Source organism: Sphingobacterium spiritivorum ATCC 33861 (genome assembly GCF_000143765.1).
Taxonomy (GTDB): domain Bacteria; phylum Bacteroidota; class Bacteroidia; order Sphingobacteriales; family Sphingobacteriaceae; genus Sphingobacterium; species Sphingobacterium spiritivorum.
This window is the reverse complement of sequence record NZ_GL379770.1, coordinates 427486-448186: the sequence shown is the minus strand read 5'-3', so window position 1 is coordinate 448186 and position 20701 is coordinate 427486. Positions and strand designations below refer to the sequence as shown.

The window sequence follows — 20701 nt, the reverse complement described above, 5'->3', positions numbered from 1 at the left end:
GAAATTCGCTATTGATCACAAAAATTATGGGCTATGCAGCATTCTTTACACACCATTATTTTAGAGATACATAATAAGGAAGATAAGATTTTATCACAGAGCAAAAGGTTGATTGATGAGGCTTATGAAATGACCTTGTATCTACAAGACCTGTTATTTGAGGTCAAGAAATATATTGCTAAAAAGGGCTTTCAAAATGATGGGGAAGAAATAAAATTCTTCCGAACCATCAAACCCCAAATACTTGGAAAACTCATCTACTACAATAAAATTTACCGGATTGAAACGACCTGTCCGGTCAGCAACGGCAAAATGTATTACAGTTACTTTTCGACTCAATTAGCCAATCTTAAAAGAGAGTACATTGAGCATATCTGCAATTCAGATTTTTATAGGTACTATCGTTCGGGGCGTACGGACCGTGACGACACCTATTTCAAAAGAGGCAACATAAATTACCACGACGGTCTGAACAGTATCGTCTTTGAAATTGATCCCGAATTTTCTACTTTCTACGATTACAAGACCGCAAGGATTATCGCCAACGAATTGCTTTATACCTATCTGCTGACGAAAATCAATCCAGATGAAAATCCCGATGCTATTTTACAAAAGCCGGAAAACGCCAAAGATATTTTTTGGACAGAAAGCAAAAACGCACTTGTCGAATTGATATATGCCCTGTATGCTTCGGCAGCAGTTTCGCACGGTAAAACCGGTGTCCGAAAAATCAGTTTGATGTTCCAGATACTTTTTGGCATTACGCTCGGTGACCTGCACCACGCATTCCACAGAATGAAAACCCGAAGCGGTTCCCGAACGGCATTCTTGGACCAGCTTAAAACTTCATTGGAAGAATATATGGATAAAGACCTTTAACCCAATGCAGGTCTTTTGTTCAGGGCAGTGCATTGTTGTGTACTGCTTTTTTGTTTATACCATAAGCCAATGTATGTCAATTGGCAAATGATGGTATAAACCATCTCCTAAATACTCGAAATTCTTTTTAAGCCCTACCAAACAAGGGTTTCTCCCAATTGCAAAAATTTTCAAAAAACAGCCAAACCAATTGGCAGGGCTTGGCTGATAAACACTGCCACGCTTCCCAATTTTGCATGGTGAACATTAAAACTTATCGACTATGAATATTGACAGAATGGAATTTATAGCGTGGATGGAACGCATCATGGACAGGTTTGATATGTTGGGCGACAATATTGACGATTTAAAAAAGAAACGCAATAGCATAGACGGAGAAGAACTGCTCGATAACCAGGACCTGCTGCAAATGTTGAAAATCAGTAACCGTTCCCTGCAACGCTACCGCTCCATAGGTAAACTACCTTACTATACCATTAGCGGAAAACTGTATTACAAGCTATCCGATGTGCACCAGTTTATCAGGGAGAGTTTTAACAAGTAAAACGCCAATGCGTGCCAAATACTGCCTTTGACTGCCACTTCGGGCGATGCAGTAACTGCTTCATTTACTTTCGGCAATAAAACTTTAAACTTTTCAGATTATGAGTGAAGAAAAAGAAACAGAAAACCAACAGGTTGCTTCCGAACAGTTATCGGATATACTTTTAGTGCTGGATAAAGAAAAAATGAAAATCCAAGCTGTAAAAAGTATTGACAAAAGCGGAAAAATGGAAACGGTTGACCCTACGAAGAAGAACCAAAGCGAGTTCATGCGGGTGGATAAACACGGTGATTTCGTGACCAATTTCCTTTCCAATTTTTGGAGGCAGTTAAAAGACCCTACCAAATTTGCTCTTTTCAAAGTTTCGGCTGACGAAGCCGTAGAGAAAGCAAAAGAATTTCAGAATCAGATAAACAATCCAACTGCCGAAGGCAAAAAGAAAATGGAAAAGCATGAAGTGAAAAATGAACCCGAACAAGAGCAAAAACAAGAAAATAAAAATGATATGACAAAAACAGAGACAACCCCGGAAACAAGCGAGTACCGCTTCCAGCCGGAACAGATTGATTGGGAAACAATGAACAATCTCGGATTAAGCAAGGAATACCTTGAGAAAAAGAACCTCCTTGACCCACTATTGAGGGGTTACAAGACCAATGAGCTTGTACCTATAAGCGTTAATCTTGGCGGTGCGGTCGTCCGTACAGATGCCCGCTTGTCTTTACAGTCCACCCCGGAGGGGGACGTTGTGGCAGCGGTACACGGTATCAGGCGTGAACCCAACTTAAACTTTGAGTTTTTCGGACACAAGTTCTCAGACGAGGACAAACAGAACTTACGTCAAACAGGCAATATGGGGCGTGTGGTCGATCTGATAAACTCCAAAACAGGCGAATTGATGCCGTCCATCATTAGTGTGGACCGGCTTACCAATGAGCTGATTGCTTTGAAAACAGATTTCATCAAAATCCCCGATGAGGTTAAAGGTATAAAACTAAATGACGAACAAAAACAAACCTTAGTGGAGGGCAAACCCCTGTTCATTGAGGGAATGATTTCTACAAAAGGTACTCCCTTTGATGCAAACGTACAGTTCAATGCGGATAAACGGTATGTGGAATTTCTGTTTGACCGAAGCAACAATGACAGGCAAACCCAAAACAGCCAACAGGACAATCAGCAAAGCAGGTCGCAGGAAGCCCCGAAAACCTTTAGGGGAAAGGAACTGGAGGATGACCAATACAACAAGTTCAAAGACGGTCAAACAGTTTACATTCCGAATTTGGTCGATAAGAAAGGGCAAACTTATAACGGCTATATCACATTCAACAAGGAAACAGGAAAAACCAACTTTGAGTTTCCCAACCAATACAAGGAACGGATAAAACCTACAGAAGCCCATAAAACGCAGATTGCCGTCAATTCCGAGGGCAAGACCAACGAAGCGACCAAGAATATCAAAGAGCCTCTACAGAAAGGGCAGCAAAGACCGAAAAACGAAAAGCAACAGGAGCAACAGAACAAACCCAAAGCACCTGCAAAATCAAAGGGTAGGAAAGTGAGTTAGGTATGAAAACAATTATCGCAGAAAAACCAAGCGTAGCAAGGGAAATAGCCAGCTTGTTGGGTGTTTCCGAAAAAAAGGACGGTTATCTAACGGGCAATGGCTATTTCGTTACGTGGGCATTCGGACACCTTATCGGTTTGGGAATGCCCGAAGATTATGGGATTTCGGGATTTGACAAGGCTTCCTTGCCGATACTCCCGAATCCGTTTATTTTGACTGTTCGTAAGGTCAAAAAAGACAAAGGTTATACAGTCGATACTGGAGCATTAAAGCAACTGAAAGTCATCAAGGAGCTATTCCATAAAAGCAACAGTATTATCGTAGCTACCGATGCAGGTCGTGAGGGTGAACTTATCTTTCGGTACATTTATGAATATCTGAAATGCCGTAAGCCCTTTCAGCGGCTTTGGATAAGCTCGCTTACTGAAAAAGCAATCAAGCAAGGGTTTGACAGCCTGAAAGACGGTAAAGAATTTGACGGCTTATTTCAGGCTGCACAAGGCAGAAGCCGTGCCGATTGGCTGATCGGCATCAATGCGACACAGGCATTGAGTATAGCCGCTGGCAACGGCATTTATTCGCTGGGCAGGGTGCAAACACCTACATTGGCTTTGATTTGTAAACGCTATCTGGAAAATAAAAATTTCGCTATTAAAAAGTATTGGCAAATTCAGCTATTGCACCGCAAAGAGGATATTGATTTTAAGAGTATCTCAAAAACCAAATGGAACGAACAAAAGCTTGCGGAAGATACATTACGACTGGTCCAAAGACACGGAACCGCAACGGTCATATCTGTGGAAAACAAAAACACCACGGAGCAACCCCCCTTGCTTTTTGATCTCACAGGCTTGCAAAAAGAAGCCAATAAAAAGCTGAACCTGTCGGCAGAGCAAACACTCAATATTGCCCAGAACCTTTATGAAAAGAAATTTATTACCTATCCACGTACCGGAAGCAAATATATACCCGAAGATATGTGGAGTGAGATACCTAATCTTGTAAGAGCGTTACAGGACAATGATAACTTTAAGCAAGCTATTTCTAAATTAAAATGGGGTCGCTTCAATAAACGTGTCGTGAATGACCTGCGTGTAACAGACCACCACGGAATACTCATCACGGACAAAGTGCCGTCTGCACTCAATGCCGACGAAACAAAGGTTTATGATATGATTGCCTTTCGACTGCTCGAAGCTATCTCTCAGCCTTGCATTAAAGAAATAACGGATATAGCATTGGAAGTATCACACTACGATTTTATGCTAAAAGGCTGTAAAGTTTTGGAAGCGGGCTGGCGTTCGATCAAAGGAACATTTTCGGACGAAGATACCGAACCGATACAGGATTTGCCCGAACTGAAAAAAGGCGGTGAATTGAAAATCAAAGAAGCCTCCTGTTTGGAAAAGAAAACAAAACCACCTGTGCTGTTTACCGAAGCCGGACTATTGTCGGCAATGGAAAATGCCGGAAAGGAAATAGCGAATGAAGATGAGCGTAAAGCCTTGCAAGGCATTGGCATTGGAACACCCGCTACAAGAGCGGCAATAATCGAAACGCTTTTTAAGCGGGATTATATCAAGCGTGAAAAGAAATCCCTTGTTCCTACCGAAAAAGGATTGCAGGTTTATGATGCTGTAAAGGACAAAAGAATTGCCGATGTAGCTATGACCGCCGAATGGGAAATGGCTTTGCAGAAGATTGAAAACAACGAGGCAGATGCTATGGATTTTCACCAATCCATGGAAGCCTACGCCTCGGCCGTTACGCAGGAACTGTTGAGCATCAGCATTGCGGGCGAAAAGCAGCACGAACTGACCTGCCAAAAGTGCAAAGCCCATAAACTGCTCATCAGGGATAAGGTGGTCAAATGTCCCGATGAAGCGTGCAACTGGCTTTTGTTCCGCAATATCTGCGGGGTACGGTTGAGCCTTAACGAAGTGGAGAACCTCGTAAACAAAGGAACGACCAGCCTTATCAAAGGGATGAAAAGCAAAGCAGGCAAAAAGTTTGATGCCCGTATCGTACTGAAAGATACCTATGAAACATCGTTTGAATTTGACAACAGCACATATAAAAAGAGATGAACAGCAACGCAATCATAAGCCGAAAGGAAATAGAAAACCTTATCTACACAATACGGGGCAAACAGGTTATGTTGGACAGCGACCTTGCCAAGTTGTACCAGGTCGAAACAAAAAACCTTAACAAAGCCGTAAAAAGAAACATAGAGCGGTTTCCCCAATCATTCTGCTTTCAATTAACAGAAGAAGAAGCTGAAAACTTGAGGTTCCAAATTGGAACCTCAAGTTTAAATTACGGCGGCAGGCGTTACCTGCCCTATGTTTTTGGCGAGCAAGGGGTCGCCATGCTGTCCGCCGTTTTGCGCAGCGAGATAGCTGTAAAGGTCAGCATCGAGATTATGAATGCCTTTGTGGAAATGCGCAGATTGTTAATCGGAAATGCCGCATTGTTCTCCCGGATGGATAAAATCGAACTCAAACAGATTGAAGCGGACGGCAAATTTGAGGAAATCTTTAAGGCTTTGGAAAGCGGGAAGCTGCACAGTGATAAAGGTATTTTCTATGACGGGCAGATATTTGATGCCTATACCTTTGTCGCCGATATTATACGGAGCGCACAAAGGTCAATTATCCTTATAGACAACTATGTGGATGATACGGTGCTAACGCTACTCGGAAAGCGTGGGCAATCCGTATCTGCCACTATTTACACCAAAAATATCAGTAATCAATTACAACTCGATTTACAACGCTACAACAGTCAATATCCGGCTATCAATGTACACGCATTTGCCCATGCCCATGACCGTTTCCTCATTATTGACGGTACGGAACTATACCACATCGGCGCATCACTAAAGGATTTGGGTAGGAAATGGTTTGCCTTTTCCAAAATGAGCGCAGAGGCAAGTAAGATGATTAGTTTACTAAATGGCATATTGCGTGAGGGATAGCAGCGACATCCTTTTGTGGTCCTTTAAGATCCGCAAAAGATATAGCGGATAGCCCGACCCGGTTGCATTTTTGGGTCGTCCTCTGTGCGGTGGTTAAATGCAGACGGTGGCACGCCCCGGTACACTTTCTTTCCCACTTGCTTCAATTGTTTGAAAAAAAATTTTACCCAAGTTCTACCCAACTTGGGTTTTTTATTCATTTGAATGGTTCAGATTTGTATAGCCTATATCAAATTCCATCCGTTTGATTACAGGAACCCCTTACCGTAAAAGTGGAATTGAAGTAAGAGGGCGGAATTTATTAAGGCATCCGATAGGAGAATAAATTACCGCCTATGGAAATACCTTATATCCTAAAAATAGAAAGCGAATTTAAAAGGTGGATAGCCAATCCCAACGACCTCCCGGAGTGGAGCAAATACCCATTACCTTTCGCTGTCCAAAGGCAGGGCTTTACGCTGCCGTATTATGAACTATTGAGCCAGCAAATTAAAAACAGTCCTTTTTTTATAGATTTAGTGCAGCTTAATGTAAGCAACCCTGTTTATATTCCTTTCGACATTCAAGAGCGGCAACTGTACCTTTATTTTATGCTCAAAGGCACATTGTTGTATATGACTGAAAGCCGTAAGCCGATTATAAAAACGCAGCCTAACAGCTTCCTCATGTCCTATTACGATTCGGGCAGGTATTTCGCCTATGCCCAAAAAGGCATGCATATCTGTCTCGTGGTAAGTATTTTGCCTGAATGGATAGAAAGCATGTACCATAACTACCCTAATATCCAAAACGTCCTGCATCGTTTTAAACACGATAACCGCACCTACGACACCATGTACCAATGCAGGATGGACAGGAAGATACACCGATGGCTGTATAAAATATACAGTTATTCACAGACCAATATCGGGGCATTGGATGGCAATCTCCGCAAGTATATCAGCTACCTTCTGGAGCATTACGACACAATGTTAGAAGACCAAAAAGCCGACCTTGCTTATAAAATCAAAGCCTATATCCAGGAACATTATTGTGATAATGCGCTTACCATAAAATTCCTTTCAGAATACTTTTTCGTTACGGAACGTACTTTGCTCAATATCTTCAAACGCCAGTACCACATAAGCGTACAGGATTTTATTACCGAATTGCGCATTTCTCACGCCTTGTTCCTCATCGAAAAACAAGGGAAAGCTATAAAAGACGTATATATGGAAGTTGGCTACACCAATGAACGTCCATTTCGTACTGCTTTAGAGCAATACCTGAAACGCAGGTAACGGAATTTCCCCGAAATTGATAAAATCGGAAAATTTCTTACACAAAGTTGCTCAATATTTACCGATTTTGTCTTTCACACGCTTACGGCTTTGATGAACTTTGTATCAAAGGATGGTGATAACCATCATTAAGATACAAAGACAATGGAAACAGCAGCTACATATCAAAACCAAATCAAAAGAAAACGGATAACACTCAATGTCGTTATTATTCTTTTGCTGCTTCTTTGGATACCCGTAGGCATCGATAAAATAACAGACTTTACAGCGTTTAAAGGAGGCATTCTCCGCCAACCTTTTTCAGATAGCATAGGATATATCCTAATATACTCGCTCCCGGCATTGGAGTTAATAACAGTGCTGGCATTGGTAATGGAAAAGTATCGCAAAGCAGGTCTAATACTATCTACCGTATTAATGACCGCTTTTACAGCATATATCGCTGTGGCTCTTATGGGTGCATGGGAAAAATTACCATGCGGGTGTGGTTCGGTGATAAGTGGTATGAACTGGACACAGCATTTTTTCTTTAATCTCTTTTTCCTTTCCCTAAGCATTTTGGGGCTTTACTTATGGCATAAATTACGAGGTAGCAACGCCGGAGGCGAAGCTACCGAGGGCGCGTCTGCCAAAAGACATATAAAAAAGTATTTTTTAACATCAAAATTTTAAAGCGATGAAAAAATTAAAAATGAACCTATTTGCTGTAGTAGCAATAGCCATTGCAGCTGTAACCATGTCGTTTACCGTGATGAAAAACGCCAGTTTTGCAGGAGAAAAATGGTTTGAGTACACTGATGAAACCGGAGATGGAAATCCCAACAATCCTGAAAATTATATACTCACGCCAAGTGATGGCGCTAATCCGCCTACGTGTTCTGAAGGAAGTGACGAAATCTGTGCGGTTAAGGCTCAACCTGTGATGATTGGTGGTGAAGAACATCCCAATTTAGGTACTGTTATTGACGACAGAGAAAGAAAGCTGCAATAGCTTTTTCAGTAAATAATTTGAAAGAGTGTGAACAAGGATTATCCCATGTTCACACTCTATTTAGAGAATACTTTCGTTAATTAGATTTAATCATCCAAAGGAAAAGACCATTTCTTCAACCTCAAAATTTTAAAATGATGAAAAAAATAAAAAATAACCTATTTGCACTGGCAGCGGTAACCATTGCATCTGTAACAATGTCCTTTTCGGTAATGAAAAACGCCAGTCTTGCTGGAGAAAAATGGTTTGCCTATACAGATGAAACGGGAGATGGTAACATCTCCAACCCAGAAAATTTCGCACTTGTTAATGAAAATGGTAGTACAGCACCTCCGTGTATAACGGGAAATGATATATTGTGTGCTATTAAGGCAAAACCACTCATTGGAGATACTGAACACCCTGATATGAATACAGTTATTTCGTCTATATATACAAGGATAGAATAATAATTATTTGCGGTATTATGCTGAACCTTGTTACCGCTCGTTTTGTTGCATACCGTTGTTAAGTATCACACTATTGGGTATGGGCAAGACATACTTTGGACTGTTTGGCTCTAATGTATAAATCTTTCCGTCAATATTTCTTGTTATCGTTTTTGAAAAACGGCTGTCCTTGTTCAATCGTCTTAAATCCGACCACCGTAATCCCCGCCATATTAATTCCTTTCTTCGCTCATCCAAGATAAACCTTAATACAGTTTCATCATTGTCCGAACTGAATGGAATAAATGTACTGTTATAGCGATTTTTTAATAGTTCGTTTACGGTCTGTAAAGCCGTGGTAATATTTCCTGCTCTTGCTTCACATTCAGCTTTTATCAGATAGATTTCGTTGGTAGAAATTCCGGCAAACCACATTCCTGAATTGCCATCGTAATTTCCCCTAAAGGAATAATAGCCCGCTCTGTTTCTAAAGAAAGCTGTTTTTCTAATATCGTTCGATTCATAAGACTTATATAGGTTGCTATCAATTCTTCCATAGGTAATGCTCATCACCATACGCCCAAAATCGTTAGCATGAAAAATTATTTCTTCATTATAGCGAGGTATCGGGAATGAGGTTGCCGACCCCATTGTTAATGTATTGTAATCAAGTAAAGCATCTGAATAGCTTAAACAAGTGTCTGCGTAAGATAGTGCTTTATCATAGTCTTCCATTGATAAGTATATGCGGGCTAACAGTCCATAGACAGCCTGCTTCGTTGGTGTTGTTTTATATGGGCTATTGACGGATAAAAGTATAACAGCCCTGTTCAAGTCATTGGTAATTTTAGTATAAGTTTCTTCAACCGATGACCTTATAGATTTCTCACCAATATCAGATTTTAACCTTAGTGGAATACCTAAGTCTGTTTGTGCCGTATTTTTCTCATAAGGTTTTGCCCAAAGCTGGGCAACATTGTAAAATGCAAAGGAGCGGAAAAACAAAGCCTCTCCCTCAATTTGGTTTTTTTCTACCGGAACAGGTTCAATTTTCTCCAACTGCTCCAAAATCAAATTGCATGAGTAGATTGCTGCATACATCATCGACCATTCGTTGGTTTCATCATCGTTAAATACATCATCATTCCATGTATAGATGTTTTTTGCTGTTAATGAAGTGAATCTATTCAAATTTTCTGTTTGTACAAATTGATTATCCGTAGCACCATCCTGAATTGAGGGATACCAGCTATTCATTCTCGATGTGTTATACAATAATGCTCTAAGGTCTGCAACCGTGGTCGGTACGACAAGCGATTTATCCGGTTTAACGTCCAAATATTTTTCACATCCTGAAAATGTGATTATTGTAATCAGTAATATTATTATATATCGTGTCATAGTTTCTAAATTTTAAAAGCCTGCTCTTAAACCAAATGAAAAAGTTCTTAGTGGTGATAAATCTCCAAATTCCGGGTCGACGTTATGTTTATCCGCTTTCCATATCGTCCCTAAATTGGTAGCGTACATCAATACCTCCAATCTTTTCAGTTTCCATTTGTTTTCCAATGATTTAATTTGGTAACTAAGGTTGATGTCCTGTAAGCGTATATTGTCTCCCTTTGAAATCAGCACTTCGGCACGTGGATAAAAATAGCCATCCCGATTGTTATTATTCGGATAGACCATTGACGGAATCTGTGTGGTGACTTCATCACCCGGCTTTTGCCATCTTAGACTAAAATCCGAATGCGAACCTGTGCCATTGAATATTGCGTTATAGTACACGCTGTTTCTCCTGAAATAGAACCCTAATTTATAGCTGATATTGAATGAAAGACTTAACCCTTTCCATGAGAACGTATTTCTTAAAGCACCGAAATGTGTAGGAGTGGCGGAGCCATAATAAATCAGTTCTTCTGGTGTGGTTTCGTTGCGGATGGCTGCATAATCTTTGCTTACTTCGCCATGAAGGTAGCCCATAGGGTCGCCTGTTTCGGGGTCAAGACCAGCCCATCGAAATGCAAAAATAGAATAGGCGGGTTTTCCAATGATGGGCGAAATAACCAATCCGCTATTAAGATAATTATTGAGGTCTCTTGTCTCGGCAAGATATTCCGTTATTTTAGTTTTTACGGTACTGTACAGCAAGTCTGTCCGCCATTCAAATGCTTTACGGATATTGACACTATGCAATTGTATATCTATTCCGTTTCCGGTCATGGAAGCCGAATTTCCAAGATAAGTGAACCCTCGGCTACTTAAGGAACCTATTGCACCTGTGGTTTGGTCGATAGGCATATAACCAATAAGGTCGGTATTTTTCTTGTGATAGTATTCAAATGTACCGCTTAAACGTTGTTTTAAAACAGCAAAGTCAAACCCTACATTGAACTGCCCGTTCTTTTCCCAACGAAGATTTTCGTTCGGTGGATTAACTAATACACCATAAGGCGTATTTATTAAATTTCCACCATTGTAATAACGCATTGTGGGCAGAGCCGAAACATTGCGATTGAGGTTACCGCTATAACCGAAAGTCGTCCTTAGCTTCAACAGGTCAAGCCATGTAATATTGATAAACCGTTCATTCGTCAGATGCCAGCTACCACCAACCGACCAAAGTGGGGTAAACCGTTGATTGCTCCTTACTCCAAACAGATTTGAGCCATCTTGTCTTGCACTAATGTTAAGATTATAGCGGTTATCAAACGTATAAGCCCAATTGGTAAAAAAGGATATAAACCTATCGTTAGTTTCGGATGTAAAATATGGATTTGGAATTTTTGCAATTCCACCTGTGGGACTGTACAAAGTATAATCAGTATCGTAATTAACTGCGATAGTCGTCAAAATATGGGGATTATAACCATATTGTGTAGACTGTGTTAGAGTGGTGTTTGCCTGACGAGCCTCTGCTCCAGCAAGACCTGTTAGCTGGTGTTTATCCCAAGTTTTGGAGTAATTCAGTTGTAAACGGAGAGATTGCGACGTGAAGCTGTTTGTTGATTCATTTAAGATATCGCCCAAAGGTATTGGGCGGAATAACGCTCCATCCGTACCAACCTGTGTATAGGTATTTATCCTATCACGGGTATAATAGGATGCCATGCTCCGTATATCTTTTCCTGCTCCCTGTGCGTTTTCATATTGGTATTTGATTTCTACAATCAGCCCTTTGCCAATGTCATAATTCAGCCCTGTATTCAATATCAGGCTGTTTGTTTTCTGCTTATTGTTGATGAGGTTTATTTCGTCCAATGGACGATACGTCCAATCTAATAATCCATTTTGTTTTGTTTCCTGAATATAGTTTGACCGATAATATCGGTCTATTGGTAAAGCGTTTCCATTTTCGTCCGCAATACGGGCATAAGGTAACGAAGAAAAATTGGTAGGTCTTCCTGCGTTTGTGAAGGTATGGGTAAAAAACAAGGCGGCATCCAAACTCAATTTTTTGGAAAGTCGAAACGTATTGTCAGAACGTAGATTATACCGTTTATAACCTCCATCGGTGGTGCTGGTATTGTCATCATAGCCACCAGAAAGATAATAGCTTACATTTTCGCTCTGCCCACTCACGTTTAGGGAATATTGCTGGTTTAGCCCTTTCCTGTAAACGTATTTATTCAATTCCCGACGTATATCGTATTGCGCTAATTCGTTCAGCCCTTGTTGCAATGCGGCATCGGTTAGTAACCCGTGTTTATTTTTATACATTAATTCCACTGCGGGGGATAATGGCACGTAGCCTAACTGCTCATTGGCATCGTAAAAGTTATTGTCAAAAAGCATTTTTTCGACACCTATATAATCCGCAGAAGACATATAAGGCAGTTGCATCATATCCGGCTTTTGAATAAGAGTCATATTGCTGTTAAACGATATGGCAGGCGGCTGGTTCCGTTTGGCTTTCTTGGTCGTTATAACGATTACACCGTTTCCGGCTCTTACGCCCCATATAGAGGCTGCGGTTGCATCCTTTAGAATGGTAATATCTTCCACATCGTTCGGGTTAATATCATTTATATTGCCCTCGTAGGGAAAATTATTCAGTATGATTAATGGTTTCGTATTGGAAAAAATAGTGCTTAGACCTCGTATGCTCAAATTGTTACTGCCTACACCGGGTCTGTTATCAAACATTGCTGAACTGGCAATACCGTCCAACCTGCTCAATACATCGGTAGAGATTTGACGATTAAACAATTCGTTGTCGATATGGTCAAATGACCCTGTGGCTCTTTCTTTGGGTATTTTTTGAATACCCGTGGATACCACTACTTCGCTTAAAGTATTGCTTGCCGGATTTAGATGCACCGTCAATGGGTTTTGTGGAGCAGCAGAAAGGACAAATGTCGTATCTGCTAATCCAATGTAACTAACACTAACTGCTAAAGGGAATGCTTTATTTGTAAATTCAAAATTTCCGTCTTCATCAGTTTGTACGGTGTTATTCTGACTGCGGTTCAACAATTTGACCGTAGCACCTGCTACGGGCTGACCATTTTCATTATTGACTACCTTACCCCGAATGTTGGATATGTTTTGGGCAATGGTATTGGTAACTGAAAAAAGTATGAGTAAAAAAGTAATTGTTCGTTTCATTGAGTAGTTTGGTTTATAGTTCAGAAATGACAAAAAAATCCAGCACTCTTTCATCTTCCACGATGGCAATACCGAATGGTTTAAGTTGCCTGTTAACAGCTTCCACATCCTCAATAGCATGTGCTATTTTTGGGATGGCTATTTTTTCGTCAGTAAAATCATTTACAACAGGAATATGCTGTATATCTTTATTGGTCTTGTTTACCCAAGCCGAAAGGTATTGTAAGCCGTCTTCGGGTTTATTGGGGATTATTGTCGTTTTCCCTATAATCTTAATGGTATAGCATTTTGTATTACGTTTTTCCATACGCCCATTTATGCCAAAGTGATAATTGAGGTCAGCCTGTACTTTTTGGGGAAAGTGCTTCAATACTGACAATGGGGCAATCCATTCGTAGCAATACTTATCCTGTAAAAACCTTTTCTCCGAAACAGAAAATGGTTCCTTCAACTCCAGCTTTGTCCGGTTAGGTGGCATTGTTAGCAATTCTCTAAATGCAAGTTCGTACATACGGCGGATGTCAGCATTGGTAGATAGTACCCGAAAGGTGCTATCTTTTTCGTTCACTTTTGGTAGAGCATTTGAACGAGGAATGCCTTCTATGGCTAACGTAATAATACTTCTGCTAACAAAAAAATCCCCGTCAGCACCATTATTATTAAGCAGTAATGGACGTGTGTCATCATAGGTAAGGTTGTCCTTTTTCTGTGCAATGCTATTTGCATTGCCTTTCAATGCCGAAGTAATATTTTCCTTTGTTACATCAGATGAGTGTGTAATAGCTTGTACTTCGCCGGATTTGCTAATCCATACCTCATGCGGCAACATGGTGTAAGGGAAATGGAATTTATATGTATTGTCATCGGTAACTGAAAACAAGTTTAATCGGGAAAGTACTCGATTCTTCTTTAAGAATGCTTTTATTTCGTTGGCTTTCTGGTCTGTCATCGGTAAAATGATAACATCGTCTTTAAACTCCTTTTCCAGTTCGTGAAGTCTTGGCAATGCAGCTACACAAGTACCGCACCACGTACTCCAAAAATCCAATATTATCAGCTTGCCTTTGTAATCGGCAAGGGTGATGTTTTTTTTGTCCTGCGGGTGGTTCACCACCTGCAAAGGTGTGTTCCAAAGAGCATCAGGGATTTGGTCGCCGATGTTTAAAGCGGTGATGTTTTGGTTGTTTGCAGTCCCGACTTCTCGGGACTGCGGACGGGCTATGCCGACACCAAACAACATGAAACAAATTAGAATTAGGAAGTGCCTGCCGCCCGTTACCAGTTCCGGGTTATGGCAGGCTATAAAAATCGTTATCCTATTACGAATAAGTTTATTCGCCATTGGGTTTATAAATTATGGTTATTGGGAAATGATTAATTGCTCCGAGTATGGTTGCAGGACGTGCTAATCCGGGCTTTTGATGATGCAGCGGAGGCTGAATTTCTTTGAGAAGAACAAAACATCGCTTTTTATCCCTCCCGTTGGGGAAAGGAAGTAATATTGTTTATAATTGTTTGTCAATCTTCTCACTATTAGTTATTTGTTCCAAATAACGTTGAAATGGAGATTTTTTTGAAGTAATTTTGGTTGTCTATTATGCTTTTTTGGTTGTCTTTTATTATATTTACGCTATCAAATGACAATGAAATATGCAAGAGGAAGACAAAGTACACGTTTTGGAAACGCTGGAAGAAAACCATCAGGGCAGAAATGCGCAGCGTATCCGTATTTACTTGGGCATTAAGCAAGAAGTGCTTGCTAATGAATTGGGTATGAGCCAGCCACAAATTTCTGCCATAGAACGGGAAGCTGTTTTAGAGCCGGAAATGTTGGAACGATTTGCTTTTGCATTAGGCGTAACCCCTGACCTCATTAAGAAATTTGATGTGGAACGAGCTATTTATAATATCAACAGTTATAAAGATAGTACTGTTCAACATGGTGAGAATAGTACGCAGAATATTAATCCGTTAGATAAAGTAGTCGAGTTATACGAACGGTTGTTGCAAAGTGAGCGGGAGAAACTGGAATTATTTATAAACCAAAAAAATCATTCGTAAAATAACAATGGAAAAAGAAAAAGAAACCGTGTATTTGGAGGGGAAAAACCACATGGGTATAAAAATTGGCAGTGCAAGGCGATTGGTAGGTATTACGCAAAAGGATTTGGCAGAGCGTATGGGTGTGACCAAGCAAGCTGTATCTAAATTGGAACAAACCGAGAACGTGGATGACGAACGATTGGAAAAAGTAGCTATTGCGCTTGGCGTAAGCGTAGAGGGTTTGAAGAAATTTGATGTGGGGCAGGTTCTTTACCATACTAATAATTTTTACGAAAAGGTTGAACCGACAAATGGTGCTATGGTTGGTACAGTAAGAATTGAAAATAATCATCAGTTTTCAATTGAGCAGGCAACCAAGCTGTTTGAAGAATTATTGAGAATGGAACGGGAACATTTTCAGAAAGCAAAAGATAAGAAATAACTAAAGTATCTTTTAAAGCATAACGATAGATTCAGGCTTCCCTCGTAACCAAGAAGCGAAGAATTTTAAAAGAAACGGCGGATCTGCAAGTCCGCCGTTTCTCTTTCTATCGCTGTCATTATTTTTCCTCCTGCTCATCCATTTTCTTAATAAGGTTATCCCGCAGTGCATCAAGGAATTTGGTACGGTTTCGTTTCCGGTTGCGTATTTCGAGATAGGTATGGTAAAAGTTTCCCAAATCAATATTAAAGGCATTTTCAAAATATTCCGCTATCAACCTAATATCCGTATTGCCATTATCGAGAACGCTTTGGTAGTATAGGGAGTAAATGAGTTCTGTCAAAGCAGCTTTACTACCTGTCCAGTTCAGCCCCGAAATAGCAGTGCGTTTTATAAACAAACGCTTGTAGGTGCAGTAAAGCTGGTCTTCGAGATACACCTGTATCAAATCATTCGCCATTATCTTGGCTACCTTATAATCGTGGGAAGTAGAAAAAGATTGGTCGGACTGAAAATAATAGGTATCCAGCCACAGTTTTATATCGTGCTTGCCCCGAACAAACATTTTCTCGTCAAGAAACGAGTTGTTGCTTCGGTAATATTTATAAAAATCAATGTTATTGTCGAAAAACCTTTTTAGCTTCTTCAATTCTTTTTTAAGATATTTTCTAATGCGCTTAGCCCCGTAGGGCTTCCTCGTCTCGATTTTGTAAATGGCATTATAATAAATCAATTTTGAAACAATGACTGGCTTTTGATATTTAAAAAATCGGATTTCTTCATCAACATTTGTAAATCCTCGTTTCAAAACATAATCTTTAATTTCGGACAGACATTCCACAATCCGGTATATAATGGCTTCTGTCCGTTGTACCGGGTTATCGTTTTCAATCTCCAGTTCTTGGATTTCTGTTTCCAATTTAAGATATGTTTCATTGTAAAATTTATCCATTCGTTTCATTTTGATAAATATGATACTGATTAATATAGAAATGCTAATACTGCTCGTATTAGCCCATGCAACTACATGAAAGAACAACCAGTATGATGCTGGTGGTGGAACTGTTGTATTGTCTGATGGGTTGTAGTATGATGCAGGTTAATCCAAACGAATTATACCCCGCATCACCCACTGTATTTTGCCGTAATTTTACGGTTTGCAGTTTACAACCATCCGGTATTTTATTTTAATATGTCAATGCAAGCCCTACACCAAATCCCATATCACTATCATAGTGGGTACGTATACCTATATTTTTATTGATGATATACCTAAGCTCCCCCATATATTCTAAGTCGGTATTTACCATGAAGCCACCTCTTAATCTTTTTGAAATTGGAATATCTTCGCGCATTAACTGCAATCTTACAATTCCATCGTGATATACTTCTGCCTGGAAATTGACCAGCATAGGTAACGTATACATAAACCCTAAACTGAACGCCTTGCGGGTGTCTTTCTTGTTGGTTTGTCCAAATATGTTCTTTTCGTGCTCATCTTCTCCCATTTTCCGGTAACGAAAATCAAAACCTACAAAGGGCATGAACCATTGCATCTTTCCAATGTATCTACCTAAGTGAGTTTCTACTTCATACCCGTGCATACTATTATAGCCTAAGCGCCATTCTGTTCCTAATTGATAGCGTGCATTCATTAGCATAGCTTCTCCATCATTACCATTGGTTGCAAAATCGTTTTGTGCCATAAAATGGGGCATATTACTTTCTCTTTGCAATTCTTTATAGGCTTTTGCCTTGTCAGGTAAATAGGGGTTATTGTAGTCTCCAACTTCAAACACCCTGTTCATTCCCGCCATCATGTGATATAATATATGGCAATGAAAGAACCAATCACCTTCCTCATTTGCTAAAAACTCAATGGTATCCGTTTCCATAGGCATGATATCCAACACATTTTTAAGCGGCGATTTTTCGCCTTTTCCGTTTATCACCCTAAAATCAAATCCGTGAAGATGCATAGGATGCCGCATCATCGAATTATTATAAATGGTAATCCGTAGGATTTCTCCTTTTTTTACAGGTATTTTGTCCGTTTCCGAAAGTATTTTATTATCCATGCTCCATACATAGCGGTTCATGTTGCCAGTAAGTGTGAACTTCAACTCTTTTACAGGCGCATCTTTTGGAAGGGAGGTGTTGTAAGGCGATTGCAACATAGCATAATTTAATGTTTTGATGTCTCCCAAGGCATTAGCGTTGTAACGGTTAGGGTCGTCATCCATGTTCATACCTTCATGCTTGCTGTGGTCTGATTTCTTTGCTGCATCTCCGGTAATTTCGGGATACATCACTACATTCATGTCCATTTGGTTCAGGCTCATCTTCATGCCCATATCGTCCAAATCGCCATTCATTTTCATCATATCGTTCATCATCTTCATCCCCTCGAAATACTTCAATCGTGGGAGCGGGGAAATAAGCTGTTTGACCCCATCACCTATAAAGTAGCTTGCTGATTGTGTTCTGTCCTCGGTTGTTGCTAAAAACTCATATGCTAACCCATCTTGAGGGATAGTCACTACAATATCGTAAGTTTCAGAAACTGCAATGATTAATCTATCCACTTCTACAGGCTCAACATCATTTCCATCATTCGCTACTACTGTAATTTTCCCTCCAGCATATCTTAGCCAGAAATACGAAGACGCCCCGCCATTGGAAACGCGTAATCTGACTTTGTCACCTGCTTTTAGCTTTTTACCACCAATTGTTTTCAAATCGGTGCTATGGCTACCATTTATTAGGATTTTATCATAGTAAACATCACTGACATCCATCGCCAGCATCCGTTTCCACTCATTTTTTACCTTTACGCCTAATTTTCCCTCCTTAATAGCTTCAACGTACGATTGCGTAGCACCTTTCTTAATGGCCGCCCAATCATTTGCATTGTGTAGCATACGGTTGATGTTATCCGGGTTAAGATTTGTCCACTCACTTAATATAATCGGGACGGTCGGCAAATCGTCAATTCCTTTTCTAAAGGTTTTATCGTCGCCTCTTTTTTTCATGATAAAACTACCGTACATGCCTATCTGCTCCTGCAAGCCTGAGTGCGAATGATACCAGTGCGTGCCATGCTGGATAATCGGAAAACGGTAGGTGTAGGTTGTACCCGGTGCGATGGGCTTTTGCGTAAGCCAGGGCACACCGTCTTCTTTATTGGGCAGGAACACACCATGCCAGTGCAGTGATGTGCTTTCTTTCAATTGGTTGTGCACCACTATTTCGGCAGTGTCGCCCTCGGTAAAGGTAAGGGTGGGCATGGGGATTTGCCCGTTTACGGCAATCGCCCTTTTTTGCTTACCTGCATAGTTGACAAGTGTATCTTTTACATACAGCTCGTAATGCACTACTCTCTGTGCAAACAGCGTTTGCGTGCAAAGCAGCATCAGCACTGTTTGCAATATTCTTATGGGTATTTTTTTATATCTGTTCATTCGTTGAAAAATTTTATTTAATGCTGTCTTCCATTGTGCCAAACCACGCTATCAAAACCTGCTTATCCTCCGGTGACAATACTGCATTACGATGAATTAGCGTATATGACGACAATGGCATTTCCCCGTCCTTAACCTGCCCGGCCATAGCCCTGAACTTGTTTCGCTGCCTGCGGACAGAATAGTCGCCAAATTCGCTAAAGTTGAGTTCCTCTTTCCCCTTTTTTATATGCTCTGCCATGTACCATGCGCCGGGCTGGATACGGCTGTACCACGGATAATGGGTATTGTTGCTATGGCAGTCATAACAGGACTGAACAAGGATAGCCTTTACATTTTGGGGTACGGTGTACACCCTTTCGATATGGGTGGCTGGCACTTCAACCGCCTGGTTCCGTAAGGGCTGAAAGAACTGTATGGCAATCAGGACGACAGCCAGCCCCAATATGATTTTCTTCTTTATGGTCATAATTATTTTATTGTGGCTTCATCTTTTTGTGTCTACTGTTTTTTCACATACTTGGCATAATTCTCCTTGTTTTCAAAATAAGAAACTTCACCGTTATTTCCTGTCACAGCAATCACCGCATTAGCTTTGTCTACCTGCTTATGGGAATAGGGGTCTATCGCCATCCGCACGGTCGCATCTTTTGGAATACGTTCCTTACACATTTCGCAACATCCGTAATAGGTTTTACCATCAAATTTTACGTCAAACTGCCTTTTGCCCATATAGGCATCGTTGACCATGCAGACTTCATCCGATGGAACCAATTCACCTATTTGGGTAGTATGTCCGTTGCTTTCCGGAGTTGCCTGCGAATGCTGCTGTTCCGCTTCATCCTTATTTGACCCCGCCTGACCGCAAGCGGTGAATAGCAGGGTTAATAAGGAAATAAAGCCAATTATTATTTTGTTCATGTCCAAACTTGTTTTTTTAAATTTTATTATTTACTTTCTTCAAACTCTTTTAGCTTGCGCTTCATTAGTTCAATTTCTTCCGCTTGGGTTTTAAGTATATTTTTTTGCAGCTCTATCAGTTCCGGGTCGGTCAGGTGTGCCTTTTCGGACATCAATATGGCTGCTGCGTGATGGGGTATCATACCCTTTGCAAACTGCTTGTCCCCGACATTGATTTGTTCCCTGATACCAAACCATGAAAAGATGCCAACAGCAACCGAGATGATGGCTATCGCCCAATTCATCTTCCTGTTGGGGTACATTACTTTCATTATCGCTAATTCGATAAGCAGCATTGCCGAGGTCATCAGCAGGGTCATGTACAAATTGTTGATATTGGGTATCAGGTTCTGCCACCCGTCAATCATGGCGTACATGATAAAATACATCACTGCGAACATGGCTACAGCCATCACCGCAAAGCGTTTGTACATGGCCGAAGCATGTTTTGTATTGTGCGTGCCATGCTCCGAGGAATGACCCGCATGGTGACTGTTTTGCATATTTTCCATAACCCTGAA

At 40.6% G+C, this 20701-nt stretch carries 19 protein-coding genes; 11 read left to right on the top strand and 8 right to left on the bottom strand.

Going from position 1 to position 20701, the window contains the following annotated elements; translation table 11 throughout:
* Positions 1–33: 33 nt before the first annotated feature.
* From HMPREF0766_RS02230 to HMPREF0766_RS02190, 9 genes are all read left to right on the top strand, one after another.
* Positions 34–879, top strand: coding sequence for an RteC domain-containing protein (locus HMPREF0766_RS02230; RefSeq protein WP_002993297.1), 846 nt, complete (start codon positions 34–36; stop codon positions 877–879).
* Positions 880–1141: 262 nt separating this feature from the next.
* Positions 1142–1423 (top strand): helix-turn-helix domain-containing protein, encoded by a 282-nt coding sequence (locus HMPREF0766_RS02225; protein ID WP_002993296.1) that lies wholly within the window; start codon positions 1142–1144, stop codon positions 1421–1423.
* A gap of 100 nt (positions 1424–1523) precedes the next feature.
* Entirely contained in the window at positions 1524–2990 is a 1467-nt protein-coding gene (locus HMPREF0766_RS02220) for a DUF3945 domain-containing protein (RefSeq protein ID WP_002993295.1), read from the top strand.
* A gap of 2 nt (positions 2991–2992) precedes the next feature.
* On the top strand, positions 2993–5077 hold the full coding sequence (locus HMPREF0766_RS02215) for a type IA DNA topoisomerase (protein ID WP_002993293.1): 2085 nt from the start codon (positions 2993–2995) through the stop codon (positions 5075–5077).
* The gene (locus HMPREF0766_RS02210; protein ID WP_002993291.1) at positions 5074–5967 is read left to right on the top strand and encodes an ORF6N domain-containing protein; all 894 of its coding nucleotides are present in this window, start codon (positions 5074–5076) and stop codon (positions 5965–5967) included. The genes HMPREF0766_RS02215 and HMPREF0766_RS02210 overlap by 4 nt, the downstream gene beginning before the upstream one ends.
* A 335-nt stretch (positions 5968–6302) precedes the next feature.
* Positions 6303–7247: an AraC family transcriptional regulator gene (locus HMPREF0766_RS02205; RefSeq protein ID WP_002993288.1), complete on the top strand. Its 945-nt coding sequence runs from the start codon at positions 6303–6305 to the stop codon at positions 7245–7247.
* Positions 7248–7391: 144 nt separating this feature from the next.
* Positions 7392–7919 carry a MauE/DoxX family redox-associated membrane protein gene (locus HMPREF0766_RS02200; RefSeq protein WP_002993285.1) on the top strand — a complete coding sequence of 176 codons (528 nt, stop codon included), beginning with the start codon at positions 7392–7394 and terminating at the stop codon, positions 7917–7919.
* Between the two features lie 19 nt (positions 7920–7938).
* Positions 7939–8238, top strand: a complete 300-nt coding sequence (locus tag HMPREF0766_RS02195) for a peptide ABC transporter substrate-binding protein (protein ID WP_236590562.1) — start codon at positions 7939–7941, stop codon at positions 8236–8238.
* Positions 8239–8372: 134 nt separating this feature from the next.
* Positions 8373–8687 carry a hypothetical protein gene (locus HMPREF0766_RS02190; protein ID WP_002993282.1) on the top strand — a complete coding sequence of 105 codons (315 nt, stop codon included), beginning with the start codon at positions 8373–8375 and terminating at the stop codon, positions 8685–8687.
* A gap of 30 nt (positions 8688–8717) precedes the next feature.
* Here HMPREF0766_RS02190 and HMPREF0766_RS02185 read toward each other — a convergent pair whose 3' ends face one another.
* Genes HMPREF0766_RS02185 through HMPREF0766_RS02175 form a run of 3 tightly spaced genes read right to left on the bottom strand, consistent with a single transcriptional unit; the run spans position 8718 to position 14616 of the window.
* The gene (locus HMPREF0766_RS02185) at positions 8718–10067 is read right to left on the bottom strand and encodes a RagB/SusD family nutrient uptake outer membrane protein (protein ID WP_002993280.1); all 1350 of its coding nucleotides are present in this window, start codon (positions 10065–10067) and stop codon (positions 8718–8720) included.
* 12 nt (positions 10068–10079) lie between these two features.
* A complete protein-coding gene (locus HMPREF0766_RS02180; RefSeq protein ID WP_236581832.1) occupies positions 10080–13274 on the bottom strand; it encodes a SusC/RagA family TonB-linked outer membrane protein in 3195 nt (1064 codons plus the stop codon).
* A 13-nt stretch (positions 13275–13287) separates the two neighbouring features.
* The gene (locus HMPREF0766_RS02175) at positions 13288–14616 is read right to left on the bottom strand and encodes a TlpA family protein disulfide reductase (RefSeq protein ID WP_002993278.1); all 1329 of its coding nucleotides are present in this window, start codon (positions 14614–14616) and stop codon (positions 13288–13290) included.
* 308 nt (positions 14617–14924) lie between these two features.
* On the opposite strand from HMPREF0766_RS02175, the gene HMPREF0766_RS02170 reads away from it, so the two are divergent.
* Positions 14925–15335 (top strand): helix-turn-helix domain-containing protein, encoded by a 411-nt coding sequence (locus tag HMPREF0766_RS02170; RefSeq protein ID WP_002993277.1) that lies wholly within the window; start codon positions 14925–14927, stop codon positions 15333–15335.
* 7 nt (positions 15336–15342) lie between these two features.
* Complete coding sequence (locus tag HMPREF0766_RS02165; RefSeq protein WP_002993276.1) at positions 15343–15759, top strand: helix-turn-helix domain-containing protein; 417 nt, start codon at positions 15343–15345, stop codon at positions 15757–15759.
* A 118-nt stretch (positions 15760–15877) separates the two neighbouring features.
* Here the strand turns inward: HMPREF0766_RS02165 and HMPREF0766_RS02160 are convergent, their stop codons facing one another.
* The 5 genes from HMPREF0766_RS02160 to HMPREF0766_RS02140 all read right to left on the bottom strand — a co-directional run bounded on the left by HMPREF0766_RS02160 (position 15878) and on the right by HMPREF0766_RS02140 (position 20692).
* On the bottom strand, positions 15878–16720 hold the full coding sequence (locus HMPREF0766_RS02160) for an RteC domain-containing protein (RefSeq protein WP_002993275.1): 843 nt from the start codon (positions 16718–16720) through the stop codon (positions 15878–15880).
* A 226-nt stretch (positions 16721–16946) separates the two neighbouring features.
* Entirely contained in the window at positions 16947–19220 is a 2274-nt protein-coding gene (locus HMPREF0766_RS02155; protein ID WP_037459500.1) for a multicopper oxidase family protein, read from the bottom strand.
* 13 nt (positions 19221–19233) lie between these two features.
* On the bottom strand, positions 19234–19689 hold the full coding sequence (locus HMPREF0766_RS02150; protein WP_002993272.1) for a heme-binding domain-containing protein: 456 nt from the start codon (positions 19687–19689) through the stop codon (positions 19234–19236).
* 32 nt (positions 19690–19721) lie between these two features.
* Positions 19722–20141: a hypothetical protein gene (locus tag HMPREF0766_RS02145; protein WP_002993270.1), complete on the bottom strand. Its 420-nt coding sequence runs from the start codon at positions 20139–20141 to the stop codon at positions 19722–19724.
* A gap of 26 nt (positions 20142–20167) precedes the next feature.
* The gene (locus HMPREF0766_RS02140; RefSeq protein WP_002993268.1) at positions 20168–20692 is read right to left on the bottom strand and encodes a DUF305 domain-containing protein; all 525 of its coding nucleotides are present in this window, start codon (positions 20690–20692) and stop codon (positions 20168–20170) included.
* Positions 20693–20701 lie beyond the last annotated feature (9 nt).